Source organism: Algoriphagus sp. UBA3586 (assembly GCF_002376385.1).
GTDB lineage: Bacteria > Bacteroidota > Bacteroidia > Cytophagales > Cyclobacteriaceae > Algoriphagus > Algoriphagus ornithinivorans.
This window is the reverse complement of the sequence record NZ_DFMT01000050.1, coordinates 47,695-67,871: the sequence shown is the minus strand read 5'-3', so window position 1 is coordinate 67,871 and position 20,177 is coordinate 47,695. Positions and strand designations below refer to the sequence as shown.

Genomic DNA, 20,177 nt, shown 5'->3' with positions numbered 1-20,177 from the left:
CATGATTCCATTTCGGATTAGCAAAGATGAAGTAAACGCTCTTCCTTTAGGGCAGTTTGAAGGCGAAATTTACCTGATTGACCAGGCAGATGATGTGCAGGAGGTTGTCGATTTTCTCGAGGATCAACCTATGTTGGGTTTTGATACCGAGACCAAACCATCCTTCAAAAAAGGGATCATCAATCAAGTTTCTTTATTGCAGCTTTCTACCCCAGAGCAGGCATTTCTATTTCGTTTGAATGAAGTGGGTTTTCCGGACTCGGTCAGAAATCTTTTGGAAAAGGAAAATATCGTCAAAATTGGTGCTGCTGTGCATGATGACATCAAAGCATTGGGCAAGTTGACTGATTCTTTTTATCCCAATTCATTTTTCGATTTGAATGATGAACTCAAGAAAGTGGGCTTTCACAATGTGGGGGTAAGAAATCTTTGCGCTATGGTCTTGGGAATGAGAATATCTAAATCAGAGCAGGTTTCGAATTGGGAAGCAGAGGAACTCACCGAGAAGCAGCAGAGATATGCAGCCACAGATGCCTGGGCATGTTTGGAGATATTCAAAAAACTAAGAAAGGATGGGTATTTGGACTCTTTATTCAAGTCCTAATATTTCAATATCCTGACTTTCCTCTAAAAATTCTAAGACAGAGGGCCTGAGCTTCTCCCTGAACTCTAAGGTCATCTCGCAGTCTAATTCCATTTTTTGGTGTAAAATCTCCAAGTCCAATCTCTTGACCAGCTTCATAACCTCGTTCATAGCTGGATAGGGAAATTTGATTTGAACTTGCTCTTTTACCAGTTCTTCTATGATTTCATTTTCTTCTATAGCCAGACTGGCAGAGGTCTTATAAGCTTGGATCAGCCCGCTTACTCCTAGTTTGGTTCCTCCAAAATACCGAACCACTACGATCAAAATATTGGTTAGATTATTGGATCTTATTTGCCCAAGGATAGGATCTCCAGCGCTATGATTGGGTTCTCCATCATCCGAGGCCCTGAAAATATCTCCATCACGTCCCAGTACATAGGCAAAGCAATGGTGTCTGGCATCGTAGTACTTTTTTCTCAACTCGGCCTGTTGCTCTTTGATTTCCTCCTCGGTTTTAACAGGAAAAGCATAGTAATGGAATTTGCTGTTTTTATCCTTATATAGCCCGGAGGAAATCTTGGCAATGGTCAAAAAACTGTCTTTTTCTATATTCTCTTCCAAGGTTTTAAATTATTCGAGACTTCGAAATTAGAAAATTAACGCATTGTAATCCCTTTTCCCTTTGAATTGTCTTAATTTTAGATCTCTTGAACAGAGCAATGCAATTACATATCAATAAGGAAAAAGTACAAATTCTCGATTTAGGAGGAAAAGTGAACCTAGGGGGGCAATTGCATTTTTGGGAAAAAAACGACCTATTCCCAAAAGGAATTCAGCGATGCTTTTGGATTACTGCTGTTCCGAAAAATGAAACTCGGGGGAATCATGCGCATTGGAAAGAGTCTCAGGTATTGGTAGCAATGCATGGAGTTATTCAAGTAGAAGTTCATCAACCCGGGCAACAAGCTCAATCTTTTACATTGGATCAACCTGGAAAAGGGCTTTTCGTGCCACCTATGCATTGGGTAAAAACTTCATTTAGCACTGATGCAGTTTTACTCGGCATGTCTGATAGAGAGTTTTCTGAGTCTGATTACATTCGTGACCTAGCATATTTTGAAAGTCTTGGATCAGGATAGAACGAAGCATGTGACATTTCAGCGTGAGGCTGTACAAATTGAATCCAAAGATTATTTTTTGGCAGGAGAGGTATTAGCCGATTTTCTGGAAGCTTTCGATTTTACTATTCATAAAAAAGACAAGCTAAAGGGTTGGATTTCATTTCGGATTACTTCTGATTACCATGCTATTTCCTTACCTAAAGCTCCTATGGGTGGCTTTTGGCTTGAAAGAGGATTAGACTCTCAAGTGATTGAAGAGTTTATTTCCTACGTTTTGGAAGAGCTGAAAAGCCTTGGTGTGAAGCAGGTCAAAATTATTCAAGCCCCCAAACCTTACTCAGAAGATGCAGATCTGATCAATTATCTTCTATATCATTCAGGATTTTTCCAGGAAAAGCTTCAGGCTCATCATTTTTTCTGTGGAACCAAAAGAATGAAAAAATTCATTCAGTCTGAGTCAAGCTCATTTTCAAAGAAGTTGAAGAATCAGAAATTAGAGCTTTGCATGAGTTCTATTCAAAACTTTAATTTCTTACAAGAGATTGTTTCTTGGAATAAAAGAAAAGGCTATCAAGTAAATTTGGATGAGTCCCGACTGATTCAGAAAGTCTCAAGTTTCCCTGAAAGATATTTCTTGATTTCTATAAAAAATGAAGGGATCGCCCAAGCTCATTCTTTGGCTGTCAAACTGAGTAGCAATAGTATGTATTATTATCTCTCGGCTGTAGATTCCAATACTAAATTCAAGCATTTAGGCGACTTGCTTCTTTGGGGGCTATTTCAATTGGCTGTTGATGAAAAGGTAGAATTTATTGATCTTGGTTCCTCGGAAACAGATTCAGGACCCAATCATAGCCTGATGTTCTTTAAAGCAAAATTTTCAAATGATGTATTCAATAAAATAATCTGGATTAAGGACATATGAAGATGAGTAAATCTGGAAAAGTTGTCATCATTTGTATTGCTTACAACCATGAAGACTGGATCAAGGAGAGCTTAGAAAGCGTCGCCATGCAGGACTATTATAACAAAGAACTGCTGATCATAGATAATGGAAGTAAGGATCAGACTAAGAAGAAAATTCAGGAATGGGTAGCCCAATACACTGGTTTATTCCCTGTAAACACCTTATATCTTGATGAAAGTAAGCCTTATTGTGCCTTATTTAACAAGGTCCTTTTCCAAACAGATGCGGAATATGTGGTAGACCTGGCGGGAGATGATGTTTTTTATCCTGACCATATTTCCAACTCTATCCGGGAATTAGAAAAAGATCCCCATGCAGCCTTTGTATTTTCAGATGCCTATATTTTGGAGCCAGGAGGAGCCATCCATACATTCTATAAAAGGAATAATTTCGGAGAACTCTCAGAAGTAATAGAATTAGGGATTATTTATGAGACGCTTTTACAAAGAAGTTTTATCTGTGCCCCTACTGTCGTTTTCAACGCAGCCATATTGAAAAAGGAGGGAGGCTATGATCCTGATCTATATTATGAAGATTTTGACATCCAATTGAGATTAGCCAGAAAATATAATCTGGTGTTTTCTGATCATATAGGTGTATTGAAAAGAAAGTTATACAATTCCATGTCTGGAAATCAATACCAGCGCTATGGTTCTAAGATGTTGCCCAGCACTTTGAAAGTTTGTGAAAAAGCTTTGGAAATGAATAGGACTCCTTCTGAAAATAAAGCTTTGGGAAAAAGATTGCAGTATGAATTGAAACACGCCCTCTGGTCAGGAAACTTCCAAGTAGCAGAAGGTCTTGTTCAATTGGGTAATAAAACAGGATTGAAGACCCCTATTTTCAGCATCTACAAGCTTTGGACAAAAGTAAAATTGGATCTTTCTTGGCTGTATGCGAGGGCAACCTAGCCTACAATTACTTGGATGAGCTGTTGATCCTTGAAATACTTTTGACCGATTTTAAGGATGTCCTCTGGCGTAAACTTCTTCAAGAAGCTTAATTTTTGTTGGTAAAAATCTAAGTCTAGGCCGGAGTGGTGAACTGCTCTAAACCTATCCATCAAATCAAAAGCAGAACTGAATCTGGAAAGCATTTGTCCGATTTGGTAGTTTCGTACAATCTCCAATTCATCCTGATTCAAGGGCTCCCGACACAATAATTGCACTTCGTGTTCGATTTCCCGGATCACCTCATCTGTGAATGCTTTTTGCACATCCGCTGCAATTACAAAATAATTGGTGTCTCCAATTTCAGCCAAACTGGAATAAATCCCATAAGTATGACCCTTGTCTTCTCTGATATTTTTAATCAGTCTTGATCCGAAATATCCCCCTAAAATGGTATTGAAAACTGACAAAGGAATAAAATCGGGATGAGTTTTTGGGATCGAAAATTTTCCAACCCTGATACTGCTCTGCACTGCACTTTCCCTAATTTCATGAAAGCTGTCAATCGATTCAGGTTGAGGTAGTAAAATGGGTTCCAATCCTTTTCTATTCGGAATTTGCTCCAAGAATTCTATTAACTTTTCCCATTCTGAACTCGAGAAGTTTCCAGTAACAAATATTTCCAGGTTCTGCCAAAGAAGCTGTGAGGAGTAGAAATGAAGTTGCTCTTGCTTGATTTCATCTACATGTTCGAAATCAATCTCCACTCCATAAGGGTGGTTTTTTCCGAAAAGCGATTGCCTAAACAATTGACTAGCTCGGGATGCAGTTTTTTCTTTCTCCAGTTGAATACTCAATCTTCTCTGAGATTTTCTTTTTGCCAGCATTTCCAAAGGGAAGGTTGGAGTCTCTATAATTTCCAGGAAAAGAGGAAGTATTTCGAAAATATGGAGTTTAGTGCTCAGGATGCTCATGCCTTCATGCCCGAAAGTAAGAATAGGAGAGATCTCACTGGCATGAAAATCCAAAAAGTTAGCGATTTGTTCGGCATCTCTTTTTTGAGTGCCTTCAGCCAACATTTGAAGTGTAAAGGAAGGCAACAATGTTTGAGAAAGCGGAAGATTTGCTCTTTGTCCTTTACCAATTACTTCGATTTTCACTGCATCCAAATTGGGCGTAGGCATATGAAAAACACTGGCTCCTGATTGGAGAATGTGTTTTTCAGGCTCTATCAAATCAAAATCATCCGGAATTCTAAACTCCGGAGCAAGACTTCTGTCTAGCATCACAAATTAATTGTTGGGGATAGTGTAAAGTAGAGAGAATCTTAACGTCTCTGCCAATGGATGGTTTTGAGTCTGTGGGACTAAATAAGAAAAATCAAAGCCGAGTTTATTCAAGTCAAATCCAACTCCCATAGTAAAATACCTTCTTCCTCCTTTAGTTGGATTTTCATAAAAATATCCTGTGCGAAGAGAAAACTTATCATTATAAGTGTATTCAGCACCGAAAGAAACGGTTACTTCCTGCATTTCTTCGGAAAAACCATCTGGAGCATCTGCAAAGGATCCAAACATTCCAGAGATCAAAGCTCTATTTGGGTCTTTACCTCTGGCAATGATCAAGTTTCCATTTTCATCAGTGGCTAGAGAACCGTCTGGATTGGTTTGATATACTGGTGGAGTAGGAACTAAAAGCTTGTTGAAATCCAATGCGAATGTGATAGCATTCATTTCGTTAATATCTATGCTGTATGCCGTACCAATTCTCAAGTTGGTAGGTATATAATCTAGATCATCTGCACTGTTATAGGTGATTTTAGGACCAATATTGGAAATGTTGACTCCCCATGACCACGTACCTTCTTTAGAGCCTGCAAGAATAGGCTTGCTGTAGTATAATCCTACATCAGTTCCAACACTTACTCCAGGTCTACTTTCACTGCCTCCAACTGAAGATATACTGCCAGATAGATTGGAATGAATAAATCTAGCTGAAATACCCAAACCCAAATTGGCAGAAAGTTTTCTCGAATAAGTTGCCCCTAAAGCAATATCTCTCGGGTTAAATTCACCCAGTTCATTTCCTCTTCCATCAGTCAACTGGATATCACCCATATTGAAATAGCGAAGATCAAATCCAAAAGCGGAGTTTTGATCAATTTTGAAAAAACCTGTCAGATAGCTCAAGGACATATCATTCACCAATTTTCCCAGCCAAGGTGAATAAGAGAGTGAAAAACCCATTTGGTCTTCTACGAAGGCAAGTTTACCACTATTCCAGTGAGCTGAATTAGCATCAGGACGCGTAGCTACACCTACATCTCCCATGGCAGAATGTCGGGAATCCGGAGCAAAATTTAAAAATGGAACGGCTGTCGTAATTACTCTCCGATCTGGGTCTTGGCCGGAAATGACAACAGAATTCTGTGCTTGAGCTGAATATCCCATTAACACGAACGCTCCCGCGAGTAATCCAATCTGCTTCCTAATGGCTTCTAATTTCATTCAATAACAATTTTACCGCTTGTAAAGTCCATAGAACCGTCAAGCTCTGACTGAAGCGTTACTCTGTAAATATAAGTTCCTTTTGCTGGATATTTGGTTTGATTTTGTAAAAAAATCCAAGTCAAATCCCCAATAATCTGTTTGGCTTCCACTAAACGCTGATTTTCTGCGAATAGTATCCTTCCTTCTAAATTTATTATTTCCAGCCTAATAAGTAGGTTTTCGCCTGCCCGATTATGCTTTATTTCAAAGTTAGTTAAAGTTTTAGCCGGATTCGGAAAAACTTTTTGATCCAAGATTTGAAGTTTGTTGCTCCCTTCAACCAGCACCTCTATCATCTCGGTGCTTCCGTTCCCTACCAAGTCAAAGGCTTTGATTTCCAGACTGTTTTTCCCTTCTTTCAATCCAGAAATTTCCATCACGACCTCTCCCTTTGTATAGCTACCAGATAGGCTATGAAAGAGTTTGTTTAGGGAAATCTCCTGCTCATCATTAATAACTAGGAGTAATTGCTTTCCTTCCCTTAATCCTGTAATGTCAATTCCCGAACTATCTGTAAAACTGATTATTGCGGATAAAGTTGTAGATGCAAAACGAAATGGAGCTTGGGACTGATTTTCTAGCTGTATTTCTATTTGGGGTCCCTCTTCATCTTGAAGTTCCTTCGCTTGTCCTCCGCTCTCTAATTTTTCAATTCCCCAGGCATCTGTCCCACGTTCTTCATCTTTGGCGTAAATACGGAGATTACTGCTTTCAAAGTTTTCGGCCAAAAGGGAAGGTAGCAGTAATTTTCCCTGAATTTTCCCATTTCTAACTTGTCCTTTCCCTTTGAAATAAATCAGACTTTCTTCCGGGAATTCAAGAGGAGCACTCTCATCTCCCAGCGTTTTGATTGCCTGCTGAGGTCCTCTGTAGTCAATTTCAAATTCACCACTAAAGCTCGAAACTAGCTGCTGAGAAGCATTAATGATCTCTGCCTCATAGCTGACTTCCTGAAGGGGTGCTATTTGTTCTATGTCATTTCCTACCTCATCCTTTAATGAAACAAGCCGGATAGAATGATTGGGTCTCGCCAATCTCATACTGGGATCTCCTAGTAGTGAGAAATTTCTATTGAGAGCTCCATTCAAACTCTGATTTTTGGTGTTTTTGAAAATGGTGCCCAAGTCTTGAAATTCCTCACCCTCTTTTCTAAAAACTTCTTGAAAAAAGGCTTGATTGAGAGAAAAATTAACACTGCTAAAAACCGGTCGACCTGTAGTCAATAATCCGATTGCCCCTTTGCCTCTGGCAATTAAGAGTTCCTCAGCCGATGAACGCAGAAATGGACTATCATGCCTTCCAAATTCACAAGTAGCAGTTATCCAAAGTGGCAAATGCTTCATCTGAGGCCAGTTTGCGATATCTTCTACCCGAAAGACTTCTTCAGCAGTTAAGGTTGTTTCATTCCCATGCCCTATATAATTCAGAAATAAGGTTCCTTCTTCCAATGTTTTTTTCAGGGCTTCTTTGGCTTTGGGAGATCTTTGGGTAGTTCCATTTCTTACCTGCTCAAACCTGTCTAAGTAGATCTTATTTTGAAAATAAGCCGGATGATTCTGCTTGAGAAAACTAGCATGGGATTCCGCATCTCTCAAATGGATGTTGTTATCTGCATCATCCGCCATAAAAGAGATGTTTCTATGCCAGTCTCCTAACAGAGGCTGAGATTCATATTGGATTATTTTATTGATTAGCACAGAGGCCTCCTGGAGGTTGATCACAGGTAACCTCCCAATTCCTATCTGCATAGGTTCATCTCCTTCACGGTTCTCTTCCCAGACTCCTTGCCCCATTTGCACTAAGCCGAAAAAATCATCAGAGCTATAGGTGGTCAATGGATTGAGGCTATTCCTACTACTGTAAGTGGGGACAATATTCGGTCTTCCACCCAATTTGGATTTGTAGTCAAATGTACCCTTACCCAGGAAAAGCACATTTTTTAAGTTGCCTCCTTTATGATAATGATAAGCTATAAAATCTCTAATGGCCACCACATCCCTATTTCCATATCCGAAGGAATCATAAATATCTTTGGTAATCACCACCTCTGCTAAAACACCCATACTCAATTTATGAGTTCTGAGTCTTTCAGCTTCCGAGTAAAAGGCTTCGGATGTGATGATCAGTAATTCGGGCCAAAATGTATCAGCTCGAAGTTCGGATGAAATAGGACTAACCTTTTCAATCGAAGGAATTTCAGTTGAACTTGCTACAGCAATTTTTTTGGAGGTAATTGTTCGGGTTGAGTTGGGGGCAAAAGATTTGGGTTGGAAAAAATCACTGACATCCCAGACTATTAAATTGGCATCAGAAATAGTGTAAGAAGATCCTTCTAATGAAAAATAAACTCCTGATTTCAAATTGGAAGTGGAAAAAGGTACTCCGATTTGAATATGCTCGAAGTAGGCTCTTGCATTTGGATCTGAACTGGTTAATCCAAGTTCAATGGTTCTCAGCTCATTTCCTGCGGGCCTTAGCTCGGATTTAAAAGCCTTTTCTCTGCCTTTGATTCCATAAGTTGTATTGGGAATGGGATCTATTTGTGTAGAAAAAAAGCTTTGTCCACTTTCAGATAACCTAAGCTCGGAGCTGGATAATGATTGGGCCATGATAACCCCATTTACTTTCCAAGCAGCGTTCGTATTGCCTGATTTTCTGATCGGAATAGATCGAATATTCCCCGTAGAAACTGGGGCTGAATACCAAGTTCTTCCAGAATTGAGAAGATTATTTTCTTCTCCTTTTATAGCAGACCATTGATAAAGAGTAGAAGCTGAAACTTCTGAACTGCTGGCGGAAATAGACTCTACTCGTTTAGGGCTTGTCTTTTTTCCTATCAAATAAGAAAGTGTGTCACGGTAAATATGATGCTGATAAGAAAGATTATTTTCCGGATTAATAAAAAAACCATGTGGGCCTTGCAGATAGACTAGCAGTTCATTTCCAGCAAGTAAAGTTGGGATTTCCCTTAGTGAAAGCGATTCATTGTTTAATTGCTGAGGTATGGAGCCAGGATATCCATAGATCGCCACTTCTGATAAATTTGCTGCTCCAATCTGAGTTAGGAGAGAAGGGTTAATTTTATAAATCCCTTCTTTTGTGACTTCAAATTTGAATAAAGGGCTTTGGGCAAAAAGTATTTGCGGTAAACTGCATACTAGCAGCAGGAAGAAAAAAAATATTCTGGAATTTAAATTCATTAAGTCTTCAACGCATTTTCCGCCAAGGAGAGTCCTAAGTATGCAAGAATAATGATCGGAATTCCTCCCAATCCAAGCCAAGCGATACAAATAATTCCCAATCCAATCAACACAAACCTAAATACATTATCCGAGAGCGAAAAGTTCTTGAATTTCAGGGCAATCAGTGGAATTTCACTCACTAATAAAATCGAAAACACCCATGCAATAATGATCAAAGTCCAGGGATTGGAAAGTGAGTTTTCTATCAAAAACCATTTCTTAGCTAGGTAGGGCAGAGTACTGATAAACAAAGCATTTGCTGGAGTAGGAAGTCCTATGAAGCGATCACTTTGTCTAGTGTCTATATTAAATTTTGCTAAGCGCATGGCTGACATCAAGGGAACGATCAAGGTTAGATATGGCAAGTAAGTGTTGTTGGTAGCCTCAGAAGTAAGTTGAAACAAAATGAAACCTGGCAATACTCCAAATGATACACAGTCCGCTAGGGAGTCTAATTGTTTTCCCAGTTCGCCTGAAACTTTTAATAGGCGAGCAGCAAACCCATCGAAAAAGTCGAAAACAGCGGATAAGACTATGAAATATGCGCCTGAAAGAACATTTCCGTTCAAGACGAAGCTAATCCCAATCACTCCCGAAAGGAGATTCATAAGGGTTAAGCCATTAGGAATATGTTTCAAAAATTTCAATAGCTCGCGTTTTTACCTACAAAAGGGTTGTAAATCTTTTCAAATTCTATGGAGGTTTCAGGTCCGTGACCTGGATATACGATGGTATCTTCCGGCAGGCTGAAAAGCTCACTTTTAATTTTCTCCAAAAGTAAATCATGATCTCCTCCCGGAAGGTCTGTTCTTCCAATGCTTCCTCTAAAAAGTGTATCGCCTGCAATACAGATTTTGCTGGTAGGATGATAAAACACTACGTGACCGGGAGCATGTCCAGGAACGAATAATACTTGTAATTCTTCCTGTCCAACCGAAATTTCCTTTCCCGGACTCACATATCCATCCGGTTCAATTCCCCTGTAGGCAGGAAATCCGTAATTGCGTGCAAGAACCTTGGCCGAATTTAAAACAGGAATCTCATTTTCATGAATCAAAAAAGGAATGCTGTACGTTTGCTCAACCCACTCATTGCCCAAGACATGGTCTACATGGCAATGGGTATTTAGTAACAGTTCAGGTTTTAAATTCTCCTGAATGATAAAGTCATATAATTCTTTTTTCTCTTCAGGTTCATAGCAACCAGGATCTATAATGGCAGCGGAGCCTTTTTCATCATAGATGATATAGGTGTTTTCCTGAAAAGGATTGAATGTGAAGCGCTTAATTTTCAACATGGTTTTTGTATTTCCATTTGAAACAAATTAAGGAATAAAACCTTTATTTTGGGTTATGGAAATAGATTTTTTGCTCATAGGTCAAGGTTTGGCAGGTTCTGCATTAGGATATAGACTAAAGAAAGCCGGATTTAAAATCAAGCTTTTGGATCAGCCTGATTTAAATCAATCTACCAAAATTGCTGCCGGCCTATACAATCCCGTTACAGGGAGAAAAATGGTTAAAACATGGAATGCTGACCAGTTATTTCCAGAGATTGAACCTTTTTATCAGGAGTTGGAGCAGGTTACTAAAAAAAGCTTTCTTCGCCCGATCAATATCTACCGGCCTTTCCTTTCCATAGAAGAACAGAATGAATGGATGGGAAATAGTGCAGATCCAGGTTTTTCCAAATACATCCAAAAAATATATCAAGAATCCCAGTCTGAATTTTTAAAGGATCCATACGGTGGGGTTTTGCTGAAAAATTCAGGTTGGCTGGATAGTAAAGCCTTCATGGAGGGCATGAGTGAATATTTCGGGGAGGACCTCATTTTGGATTATTTACAGGAGGATCAACTCCAATTTCAAGAAGGATTTTGGAATTATGGAGACCTAAAGGCCAGATCTGTGATTTATTGCAATGGGGTGGCGGCCAATCAGTCTAAATTTTTCGGTTTTTTACCATTTGCTCCGGTGAAAGGAGAAATTTTAGAGGTGAAGCAAGATTTTTGCCCGGATTACATCGTAAATAGAGGTGTGTTTAGGGTTCACTTAGGCGATGGAATTCACAGAGTGGGTTCTACCTACACTTGGCATGACTTGGATCAAGGGCCAACTGAACGGGCAAAAAATGAATTGACTGAGCGCCTAGCTGGATTAGTTCAGCTGCCAGTTGAAGAATATGTCAGCCACAAGACAGGAATTAGGCCGGCGACGAAGGACAGAAAACCTTTTTTAGGAAAACATCCTGACTTGCAGAGCGTTTACATATTTAATGGTTTTGGTGCTAAAGGAGTGTCATTGATCCCTTTTTACAGTCAAGTCATGGTGAATCACCTTACACGATCCACTCCTATTCCAAGTGAGGTAGCGATCACTAGGTATTTTAATTATATTTAGACATTATCTGGGTATAGAATGCAAATAAAGTTGACGCGATTAATTCTTTTTTTAGGCCTCTGGCTAAGCGCCGGAATGGCTTTAGCACAATTTGACCAAGAACGCTTCGGGAAAAACCGAGTGCAGCATAAGGAATTCGAATGGTACTTTTATTCCTCCAATAATTTTGAGGTTTATTATTACGATCGTGGAGGCGCCAATGCCAAAATGGCTATTGAATATTTGGAGTCAGAGTTCCAGCGACTCACTCAAATGATCGGCTATGTAGCCTATACCAAGCCTAAAATTTACATTTACAATACTCCTGAAGAACTGCTGCAAAGCAACCTTAATTTGAATAAGCAGGAGTTTAGCGAAGAAGGACAAACTAACTTCAGTCGATTAATTGCAGAAGTAGCATACAAAGGAGAAGTGGATCTTTTTAAAGAAGACTTGATATACGCTACTTCCAAAGTTATCATCCAAGAAATGTTGTATGGTGCATCTGTAGCTGATGCATTTCAGTCTAATTTGATGAATGCCTTTCCGGAATGGTATGTAGAAGGTATTTCTTTATACCTAGCGAAAGGATGGAGTAGAGAAATGGATGATTATATCAGACATTATCTCAGAGAGGAAGAAAACCCGAAAATTCTCAAATTGACTGACATTGAGGCGGCTTTGGTAGGTCAATCCGTTTGGAACTACATAGCGGAACGCTATGGAAGAAGGTATATTTCAAGCATACTCAATCTTTCCAGAATCAACAGAAATGAGGAAAATAGTATAGCCAATACAGTAGGTTTGAACTACAAAACATTCAAAGAAGATTGGCGAAAGTATTACATCACTATCAATGAGCAGGTAACCCAGACCTTCCAAGATATATCCAGCGAATCAGCGATTGCTGAAACCTCTCCGAGAATAGAAGGTGTCATCAATGATATTAAATTCAGTCCGGATGGATTGAACTTGGCTTATGTGATCAATAATGGCGGAAAGTTTAAAGTTCAGGTAAGAGAAGTTACCTCTGGACTCGAGCGAACTCTTTTTACAGGTGGGGCGGTCTATGAAGATCAGGACCCTAACTTCCGAGCCCCAGTCATAGCTTGGAGAGATTCAGCTAACCTAGCCATTGCATCTTTCAAAAGAGGATTGACCACATTGAGACTGCGCTCCATTGACGGAAGCACCCAAGACAAGATTTTCCTCAGAAATATCAACCAGATTTTGAGCTTGGATTTCAACAGTACGGGGAGAAATATGGTGCTTTCAGCCATTTCTAATGGAAAAACAGATATCTACACTCTTAATACCAGAGGACAGGGAAGAAGGTTGACAAACGATGAGTTTGATGATTTGACCCCTATGTTTTTGAATGATTCGACCATTATTTATTCTTCTAATTTCACCGAAAAGTCTGATTCCATTGCAGAGCAAAGAACTAATCTGAAAGATTTCCCGGATAGTTATAATCTATTTTTATTGGAAGTAAGAGACACGATTCGAATTAGCAGACTGACCAATGCCTTGAGTAAGAATGTGAGACCTAGAAAAGTCAATAGCAACTCAGTGGTATTTTTATCAGACCTGAGTGGCATTAATAACTTGATGAGACTCAATGTGGGAAATCAGGTTGCAAGCCAGATATCAGGTTATGATAAAAGTTTAGAGTCTTTCGATGTCAATTCGAGAATGAATAAAATAGCATTCTCGGTTCGGGATGGAAAAGAGAGCTTCCTAATCTTGCAAAATTACAGTGGAGCTGATCGCTTTACCCCAAGTACTCCGAGAGTACAGTTGGAGCAGGCAAAAAGCTTGAACGAAAGAATAGCTGCGAGACGGCTATTAGAGACTCCTAAGGAAGATACGACCCGAGTTCAGCGAACAGCTCCGCTAACGGTTCCTAAGCCAGCGGAGGAAGTGAAAATGGACACAGTGGCCAGCAACACCACTTCCTCAATTAATCTGGATAGGTTAAGATTCCAGAAAGGGAATGGGGTAAATACAGAAAATTATACATTTGACTCATTACCTAGTCCTCAGCAAGGTTTGGAGCAAGCCAATGCCCAGGAAAACAGAGTCAATCTGCTTGAATCTTTTAGAAAGCAAAGTCTTCAAAAAAGGGTAACTGGACCTAGAAGAATGGAGCCACAATTCTTCACGAATAATATCAATACCCGATTTATTGTCGATCCATTGAGGGGTTTTGGAATAAGCCTTCATGGAAAAATGACTGATTTATTGGATAATCATTCTTTTCAGGGTGGGGTAACTCAAGCTTTGGATTTCAGGTCTGGAGGGGATTTGTACTTCGAATATGAATATTTGAAAAGTAGACTTGATTTCCGAGGAAGGTTTGATAGAAGATCTATCCGTATCACAGAAGGGGATATCACTTTCCAAAAGTATATTCTTTCCAAAGTGGAGACTGGAGTTGCTTATCCTTTAAATGTCAACGCTAGAATATACGTCGCTCCTTTCCTTGCAAAGACTCAGTATTTCAATTTGAATTCTGATTCCCTGATTTTGGGTTCCAATTCACCAGCAAATCGCTTTGATGTAAATTATGCTGGTGCAAAGGCGGAATTCGTTTATGACAAGACCCAGCAAATCGGTTTATATTCTCAAACTGGTCTGAAGGGTAAAGTTGGTTTCATGCACTATCAAGGCTTGAATAATTCCTCCAGAAGCTTCAGTAATTTTTACTTGGATATAAGGAATTACCAAAGAATCCATAAAAATATTGTGCTGGCTTCCAGATTGTATGCTGGATCATTCTTTGGCAATAATCCTCAAACCTATTTGGTCGGAGGAATGGATAACTGGCTCTTCAATGAATTCTACAGACCGCCTTCCAATAGACCAGAGGCATCGCCTGTAAGAAATCCGAACGGGGTAGAAAATTCCAATATTTTATTTGCGGATTTTGTGGATTTGAGAGGATACGATTACGATGAAATCAGGGGAAATAAGGTGATTACTTTTACCACAGAGCTTCGAATCCCTGTTTTCTCTTATCTCACCAGAGGAAATATCACATCCAATTTCATCAGGAACTTCCAGCTTGTTGGATTCTATGATATAGGTTCGGCATGGAACCAGTCTGCTCCATGGGAGCGGGTAAATGATCAGAATACTGAAGTGATCAACACTGAGGGTTCGCCTTTTACTATAGTTTTAAATAATTTTAATAACCCATGGTTGCAAAGTTATGGAGCTGGACTACGCACAGTGCTCCTTAATTACTATGTTAAACTGGATGTAGCGCGACCTATCAGAAATTATGAGGCTGAAGATTTAAAGTTCTATGTAACTTTAGGCTATAATTTCTAAAACCACCACACATGATTAAATCTATGACCGGCTTCGGAAATGCCGGATGGGAGAATGAGGAGTTTATGATTCACGTTGAGGTTAAGTCTCTCAATTCAAAATTTCTAGACTTGTCTATTCGGAGTCCCCGTCAGTTTTCAGATAAAGAATTGGAAATTCGAAATCTGACTCAAGCCGTCCTGGAAAGAGGTAAAGTAGGAATCTCAATTGAGTTTTTAGCTAAAAATACTTCTGATATCCCAGTCAGTATCAACGAGGAGCTTTTTAGGGCTTATTATTCCAAGTTCCAGAATCTTTCTGAGACAGTGGGAGCAAATACTGCGGAGGTATTCAAACTAGCATTACAGGCTCCTTCTGTAATCACAAATACCAATACCGATGAAAGTGACACTGAGGCTGAATGGGCATTGGTGAAAAAAGTGATCGAAGAGGCATTGGCAAAATGTGATGAATTTAGGTCTGATGAAGGCAAGGTGCTGGAGCAAAAATTGTTGAAAAACATAGAAGCTATTGCTGGAGGACTTGAAAAAGTGAAAGCAGAGGAGGGGCAGAGAAAAGAAAAAATCAAACAGCGAATTCGAGGACACTTCCAAGAATGGTTGGATGAAAATGACTTCGATAAAAATCGTTTTGAGCAGGAGTTGATCTACTATTTTGAAAAACTTGATATCAATGAGGAAATAGTAAGATTAGATACCCATCTCAAATATTTCAGAAAAAGCCTAAAAGAAGAATCCAATCAGGGTAAAAAATTAGGGTTCATTAGTCAGGAAATAGGAAGAGAAATCAATACTATTGGTTCCAAAGCGAATGATGCAGGCATACAGCAATACGTCATATTGATGAAGGATGAACTTGAAAAAATTAAGGAACAATCCATGAATGTATTATAATAAAGGGCTGAAAAGCCCTTTTTTTATGAGTTCGATTTGTTTAATTCTCGATATCTTCCCTTATGGAAGTATATAGAAAATACAGTTCAGTATATTCTCAAAGTATAAGATCACTCAACCTTCTGTCTGCCATCTTCTGTCTTCCATCTCAATTATAAATGACGATTTCTATCGGTATCCCAGAAAGCGATATTAATCCATCTTATTCTTTCTTAGAATTTTCCCGGGTCTGATGTCTTGAAACTCACCTTGATCGACTATAAGTTGACCGTTGACCAAAACAAATTGAACTCCAGTAGGATATTGATGCGGGTCAGTAAATGTGGAGCGATCAATAATCTTTTCAGGATCGAAAATGGTTAAATCTGCAAAATTGCCTTTTTTGATAATTCCCCGGTCTTGAATCCCCAGTCTCTGAGCAGAAAGTCCGGTCATTTTATGGATTGCGGTAGGGAGGTCTAAAATGTTTTTTTCCCTTACATAGTATCCCAAAATCCTTGGGAAGGTTCCATAGGCTCTTGGGTGAGGATGTCCGTCTCCAGGTTGTGAAAGCCTCCCATCCGAACCAATCATCGTCATAGGATGCTTCATGATTCGTTCTACGTCGGCTTCGTCCATTGCATGGTAAATGGTACCGGTTCCACCGTTTAGTTGGGCTTGAATGACCAGTTCAGCTCCATTTTCCACAGTGGGCTCCATTCCTTCCAATATTGCCCAATCATGTAGAGTTTTACCCTCCAATTCTTTTCTCCAAGATACTCTTGAAAATTGGATCCTTCTCAAATCATTCCCTCCACGGTCATTCAGGATATTGAATATGATTCCTGATTTGATACTGTCTTTTAAGATGGGGTCTTGCACTCTATTGGAAAATTCGCTTCCCTCCAAGGCCCAGCTAGGAATCAATACACTGATTCCGGTATGGGAAGCTGCATAAGGATATTGGTCCATCATTATATCCAATCCTTCCTTTCTAGCGGAATCCACCAAGCTCAGTGTTTTCACGCTTGCCCCCCACATTTTGACTCCAATGGCTTTATGGTGGGTTAGTACAACAGGGATTTCAGCTTCTTTCGAAATCAAAATCGCTTCTTGAACAGCATCAATAAGTCCTAATCCTTCTTCTCTAAGGTGTGATGTATAAATACCCTGATAAGAAGAAGCCACTTTGGAAAGACTGATGATCTCATCCACTTTAGCAAATGTGCCCGGTAAATATTTTAAACCGGTGGATATTCCGAATGCACCTTCTTTCATCGCCATCTCTACGTAGTTTTTCATAGAGTCCATTTGAGAAAGAGTAGGGGCTTGGTCGACATTTCCCATTACCTCTCTTCGAATGGTATTATGCCCGATTAGATAAGCTAAATTTGGCCCTGTTCCTAGTTGCTCTAATGAATCCAGGTATGAACCGAATGGCCAAGGTCCTCCTCCATCCGGCCCACCCAATGCAAGCGTAACACCTTGCATAATCAAACTTTTGGCATCCGGCATTTCCATGATAGGTTCCAAGTGCGTATGCATATCAATAAAGCCAGGACTTACCACCATCCCTGAGGCATCTATGATAGTTTTTGCTTCTGCATTTTTCAGGTCACCGATTTCTACAATTCGCTCATCTAGTATACCAATATCGGCTTGAAAGGAATCCGAACCCGTTCCATCCAGAATGGTACCATTGATGATGATAAGATCATACTTATCAGATTTACAAGATATTAGAGTTAGAAAAAAGAGAAGGATGAGACAGTTTTTCATGGTCTTAAATTGTATTCATCCTGAAAATAAGTGAAATAAAAAATAAAAGATGCCCTTTCATCATTTTTGAAAAAAGTAAAAGGGCCGAAGCCCCTTTTTTAATTCAGTCTGAATTTGATTGGCATAACCATTCTTGAGCGAACAGGTAAACCTCCCATCTTTCCGGGATTCCAATTCGGTGAACCCTCAATTACTTTGATAGCCTCTTCATCACATCCTCCACCAATTGATCTCATGATTTCTACATCCTGTACAGAACCATCCTTGTTGATTACAAAGCGTACCAAAACAGTTCCTTCAATGCCCATTCTCCTCGCTTGTGGAGGATATTTCAAATTGTCTCGTAGGTATTTGTACCAGGCTTCCATCCCACCTTTGAATGAGGCTTGAACTTCTGTAAAGTCTCGAATTTCATCAGCCTCGTCTATTATTGGCGGTCCCTCAGATAAAATTACATCAGGGATTTTATCAGTTTCCTGAGTATTGATATCTATGGGAATTTGGAGGTCTTCAATTTCGATGTCATTGGGTTGCTCCTTCAAAACAGGCGGCGCCTTAGGCGGGGGAGGAGGAGGTGTTTGTATGGTAAGTGGGATATCTATTAATTCCCAGGCTTGTTGAGTATTGGGGATTTCTTTGATAGGTCCACCTTGGTTGCTTTTCCATTCAAATGCTGCGAGAGCCAGACCTATGCTAGTTGCCAAGCCAAAATTCAGCAAAGTTCCAGACCACCTTTTGACGTCTGCTTTGGGGTTCTTTTTCAGTTCCATGTGTAATATGATTTGTGGTTAAAAATGAATTACCAAAGAATTTACACATTAAAAGCCTGTTATTTAGTGATTTAAGAGAAATTAACTATGTTAAAAGTTATCAAAAATTGGCAATAAAAAAGCCCAGACAATGCTGGGCTTTCTTGATATATTTAATTGATTAGCTCAATTTAAATCTAATAGGTAGTCTCATACGAGTTCTTACCGGACGACCTCTTTGCTTACCTGGAGTCCATTTAGGAGCGTTTTTCACAACCTCAACAGCTTCCTCATCGCAACCGCCACCGATTCCTCTCAAAACTTCAACGTCTTGAATTGAACCGTCAGTATTAATAACGAACACTACGATAACTGTACCTTCGATACCCATTCTTCTTGCTTGAGTAGGGTACTTTAGATTTTTGGATAGATACTGATTCCAGCCTGACATACCACCCGGTGGCTGAGGCTGAGTTTCTACCACGTCAAAGATTTCGTCTGCTTTTTCCTCTACTGGAGCTTCAGCAATGACAACCTCTTTGATTACAGTTTGCTCTTTAACGTCAACGTCAAAGTTTACCTCAATTTTTTCCTCGATTTCAACCTCATCAGGAATTTCTTGGATGATAGGCTGCTCCACTGGTGGTGGAGGTGGTGGAGGTGGTTGTTCGGTAATAGGAATATCGAGCAGCTCTTCAAAGTTGTCATCTGTCATGCCTAGATCTTTCAAGGCACCATCATCAAATGACTTCCATTCGAAAGCAGCAAGTGTTGCTCCTACAGCCAATGCCAAACCCAAATTCAGGAACATTCCTGTCTTTTTGGTTAAATCAGCACTGGGAGTCTTTTTTGCTTCCATGTTGAGTTTGATTATATAGGTTAAATGATTTCTTATTCAGTCTAACAATTGTAAGGATAATGATGCATTAATCCAAGTGATTTTGTACGGAGAGAGTCTTAAAATATGCTAATATTCCCAATAAAACCCCTATTTGATTGACAATCAAGTCAAATACATCAAAGGATCGGTTGGGAACAAACAACTGTCCCAGTTCAAAAGCAAAGGATGGTAATACCACAAAACCCAATACAATAGGGATATTTAGTTTCTGGAACCCTTGTTTTTTCTTTTGAAATCTGATGCCAGCCCAAAGAAAAGCTAAGATCGCAAATGAAAGTACATGGATTAATTTGTCCTGAAAATCGAAAGCATCTATTTCAGGGAATTTATCTCCAGGTGTCAGCATGGCAACTGCCAAAATCAATAACCAGGAAATAGCAAAAACTAAACGCAAAATTGAGAATTAATTTTTCCCAACTAATTCAGAGTATTCCTCGCTGCTCATCAAATCAGAAGGCAGGTCACCACTGATTTTCACCTTGACCATCCAGCCATTTTCATAAGGTGATTCGTTCACCAACTCAGGAGAGCTTTCCAGTTCTTCATTGAACTCAAGGATTTCACCACTCAATGGCATAAATAGATCAGATACAGTTTTTACAGCTTCTACTGTTCCAAAAACCTCTCCTGCTTCTATTGTCTCTCCTACAGTTTCAACTTCTACATAGACAATATCGCCCAACTCGGACTGTGCAAATTCTGTGATTCCGATGATAGCAACATCACCATCTATTTTCACCCACTCGTGATCTTTGGTGTACTTTAATTCTTGAGGAAAATTCATGTTCGGTAAATTTTTTATAAGGG

Annotated in this window: 18 protein-coding genes; 7 read left to right on the top strand and 11 right to left on the bottom strand. The window is 39.5% G+C overall.

Annotation, left to right across the window (positions count from 1 at the left end; translation table 11 throughout):
• The first annotated feature begins 1 nt into the window (after nucleotide 1).
• Complete coding sequence (locus tag B2906_RS18350; protein ID WP_219956505.1) at nucleotides 2-604, top strand: 3'-5' exonuclease; 603 nt, start codon at nucleotides 2-4, stop codon at nucleotides 602-604.
• On the opposite strand, the gene B2906_RS18345 is transcribed toward B2906_RS18350, so the two are convergent.
• Complete coding sequence (locus B2906_RS18345; RefSeq protein WP_255590359.1) at nucleotides 590-1,207, bottom strand: IMPACT family protein; 618 nt, start codon at nucleotides 1,205-1,207, stop codon at nucleotides 590-592. The genes B2906_RS18350 and B2906_RS18345 overlap by 15 nt on opposite strands.
• A gap of 86 nt (nucleotides 1,208-1,293) precedes the next feature.
• On the opposite strand from B2906_RS18345, the gene B2906_RS18340 reads away from it, so the two are divergent.
• From B2906_RS18340 to B2906_RS18330, 3 genes are read left to right on the top strand one after another with little or no spacing between them, the layout of a single operon-like run.
• Nucleotides 1,294-1,725, top strand: coding sequence for a sugar 3,4-ketoisomerase (locus B2906_RS18340; RefSeq protein ID WP_286942269.1), 432 nt, complete (start codon nucleotides 1,294-1,296; stop codon nucleotides 1,723-1,725).
• Nucleotides 1,712-2,632 carry a hypothetical protein gene (locus tag B2906_RS18335; RefSeq protein ID WP_286942268.1) on the top strand — a complete coding sequence of 307 codons (921 nt, stop codon included), beginning with the start codon at nucleotides 1,712-1,714 and terminating at the stop codon, nucleotides 2,630-2,632. The genes B2906_RS18340 and B2906_RS18335 overlap by 14 nt, the downstream gene beginning before the upstream one ends.
• A complete protein-coding gene (locus tag B2906_RS18330; RefSeq protein WP_286942267.1) occupies nucleotides 2,629-3,585 on the top strand; it encodes a glycosyltransferase family A protein in 957 nt (318 codons plus the stop codon). Before B2906_RS18335 ends, B2906_RS18330 begins: the two co-directional genes overlap by 4 nt.
• On the opposite strand, the gene B2906_RS18325 is transcribed toward B2906_RS18330, so the two are convergent.
• From B2906_RS18325 to B2906_RS18305, 5 genes are read right to left on the bottom strand one after another with little or no spacing between them, the layout of a single operon-like run.
• On the bottom strand, nucleotides 3,582-4,850 hold the full coding sequence (locus B2906_RS18325) for a M16 family metallopeptidase (protein WP_286942266.1): 1,269 nt from the start codon (nucleotides 4,848-4,850) through the stop codon (nucleotides 3,582-3,584). The genes B2906_RS18330 and B2906_RS18325 overlap by 4 nt on opposite strands.
• Before the next feature lie 6 nt (nucleotides 4,851-4,856).
• Nucleotides 4,857-6,014 (bottom strand): type IX secretion system outer membrane channel protein PorV, encoded by a 1,158-nt coding sequence (gene porV / locus B2906_RS18320; protein ID WP_414631670.1) that lies wholly within the window; start codon nucleotides 6,012-6,014, stop codon nucleotides 4,857-4,859.
• A 53-nt stretch (nucleotides 6,015-6,067) separates the two neighbouring features.
• Nucleotides 6,068-9,313: a type IX secretion system sortase PorU gene (gene porU, locus B2906_RS18315; RefSeq protein ID WP_286942264.1), complete on the bottom strand. Its 3,246-nt coding sequence runs from the start codon at nucleotides 9,311-9,313 to the stop codon at nucleotides 6,068-6,070.
• Nucleotides 9,313-9,993: a CDP-diacylglycerol--serine O-phosphatidyltransferase gene (gene pssA, locus B2906_RS18310; RefSeq protein ID WP_349678995.1), complete on the bottom strand. Its 681-nt coding sequence runs from the start codon at nucleotides 9,991-9,993 to the stop codon at nucleotides 9,313-9,315. The genes porU and pssA overlap by 1 nt, the downstream gene beginning before the upstream one ends.
• Before the next feature lie 5 nt (nucleotides 9,994-9,998).
• The gene (locus B2906_RS18305) at nucleotides 9,999-10,652 is read right to left on the bottom strand and encodes an MBL fold metallo-hydrolase (protein WP_219956498.1); all 654 of its coding nucleotides are present in this window, start codon (nucleotides 10,650-10,652) and stop codon (nucleotides 9,999-10,001) included.
• Between the two features lie 55 nt (nucleotides 10,653-10,707).
• On the opposite strand from B2906_RS18305, the gene B2906_RS18300 reads away from it, so the two are divergent.
• The 3 genes from B2906_RS18300 to B2906_RS18290 are packed head-to-tail and all read left to right on the top strand — an operon-like array spanning nucleotide 10,708 to nucleotide 15,962.
• Nucleotides 10,708-11,754, top strand: a complete 1,047-nt coding sequence (locus B2906_RS18300; protein ID WP_219956497.1) for an NAD(P)/FAD-dependent oxidoreductase — start codon at nucleotides 10,708-10,710, stop codon at nucleotides 11,752-11,754.
• A gap of 18 nt (nucleotides 11,755-11,772) precedes the next feature.
• Nucleotides 11,773-15,069, top strand: a complete 3,297-nt coding sequence (locus B2906_RS18295) for a biopolymer transporter Tol (RefSeq protein ID WP_286942263.1) — start codon at nucleotides 11,773-11,775, stop codon at nucleotides 15,067-15,069.
• A gap of 11 nt (nucleotides 15,070-15,080) precedes the next feature.
• Complete coding sequence (locus B2906_RS18290) at nucleotides 15,081-15,962, top strand: YicC/YloC family endoribonuclease (RefSeq protein WP_286942261.1); 882 nt, start codon at nucleotides 15,081-15,083, stop codon at nucleotides 15,960-15,962.
• A 192-nt stretch (nucleotides 15,963-16,154) separates the two neighbouring features.
• Here the strand turns inward: B2906_RS18290 and B2906_RS18285 are convergent, their stop codons facing one another.
• The 5 genes from B2906_RS18285 to gcvH all read right to left on the bottom strand — a co-directional run bounded on the left by B2906_RS18285 (nucleotide 16,155) and on the right by gcvH (nucleotide 20,154).
• A complete protein-coding gene (locus tag B2906_RS18285) occupies nucleotides 16,155-17,720 on the bottom strand; it encodes an N-acyl-D-amino-acid deacylase family protein (RefSeq protein ID WP_286942258.1) in 1,566 nt (521 codons plus the stop codon).
• 98 nt (nucleotides 17,721-17,818) lie between these two features.
• Nucleotides 17,819-18,490 carry an energy transducer TonB gene (locus B2906_RS18280; protein WP_091649553.1) on the bottom strand — a complete coding sequence of 224 codons (672 nt, stop codon included), beginning with the start codon at nucleotides 18,488-18,490 and terminating at the stop codon, nucleotides 17,819-17,821.
• Nucleotides 18,491-18,650: 160 nt separating this feature from the next.
• A complete protein-coding gene (locus tag B2906_RS18275) occupies nucleotides 18,651-19,328 on the bottom strand; it encodes an energy transducer TonB (protein WP_091649556.1) in 678 nt (225 codons plus the stop codon).
• Nucleotides 19,329-19,395: 67 nt separating this feature from the next.
• Nucleotides 19,396-19,764, bottom strand: a complete 369-nt coding sequence (locus B2906_RS18270) for a VanZ family protein (protein WP_219956493.1) — start codon at nucleotides 19,762-19,764, stop codon at nucleotides 19,396-19,398.
• A gap of 9 nt (nucleotides 19,765-19,773) precedes the next feature.
• A complete protein-coding gene (gcvH, locus tag B2906_RS18265; protein ID WP_091649561.1) occupies nucleotides 19,774-20,154 on the bottom strand; it encodes a glycine cleavage system protein GcvH in 381 nt (126 codons plus the stop codon).
• Nucleotides 20,155-20,177 lie beyond the last annotated feature (23 nt).

Excerpts from the sequence above, each read along its gene's own strand:
- B2906_RS18285 (WP_286942258.1), bottom strand. The coding sequence starts at position 17,720 with ATGAAAAACTGTCTCATCCTTCTCTTTTTTCTAACTCTAATATCTTGT.
- B2906_RS18325 (WP_286942266.1), bottom strand. The coding sequence starts at position 4,850 with ATGCTAGACAGAAGTCTTGCTCCGGAGTTTAGAATTCCGGATGATTTT.
- B2906_RS18330 (WP_286942267.1), top strand. The coding sequence starts at position 2,629 with ATGAAGATGAGTAAATCTGGAAAAGTTGTCATCATTTGTATTGCTTAC.
- B2906_RS18280 (WP_091649553.1), bottom strand. The coding sequence starts at position 18,490 with ATGGAACTGAAAAAGAACCCCAAAGCAGACGTCAAAAGGTGGTCTGGA.
- B2906_RS18305 (WP_219956498.1), bottom strand. The coding sequence starts at position 10,652 with ATGTTGAAAATTAAGCGCTTCACATTCAATCCTTTTCAGGAAAACACC.
- porV (WP_414631670.1), bottom strand. The coding sequence starts at position 6,014 with ATGGGATATTCAGCTCAAGCACAGAATTCTGTTGTCATTTCCGGCCAA.
- gcvH (WP_091649561.1), bottom strand. The coding sequence starts at position 20,154 with ATGAATTTTCCTCAAGAATTAAAGTACACCAAAGATCACGAGTGGGTG.
- B2906_RS18295 (WP_286942263.1), top strand. The coding sequence starts at position 11,773 with ATGCAAATAAAGTTGACGCGATTAATTCTTTTTTTAGGCCTCTGGCTA.
- B2906_RS18350 (WP_219956505.1), top strand. The coding sequence starts at position 2 with ATGATTCCATTTCGGATTAGCAAAGATGAAGTAAACGCTCTTCCTTTA.
- B2906_RS18275 (WP_091649556.1), bottom strand. The coding sequence starts at position 19,328 with ATGGAAGCAAAAAAGACTCCCAGTGCTGATTTAACCAAAAAGACAGGA.
- B2906_RS18300 (WP_219956497.1), top strand. The coding sequence starts at position 10,708 with ATGGAAATAGATTTTTTGCTCATAGGTCAAGGTTTGGCAGGTTCTGCA.
- B2906_RS18290 (WP_286942261.1), top strand. The coding sequence starts at position 15,081 with ATGATTAAATCTATGACCGGCTTCGGAAATGCCGGATGGGAGAATGAG.
- porU (WP_286942264.1), bottom strand. The coding sequence starts at position 9,313 with ATGAATTTAAATTCCAGAATATTTTTTTTCTTCCTGCTGCTAGTATGC.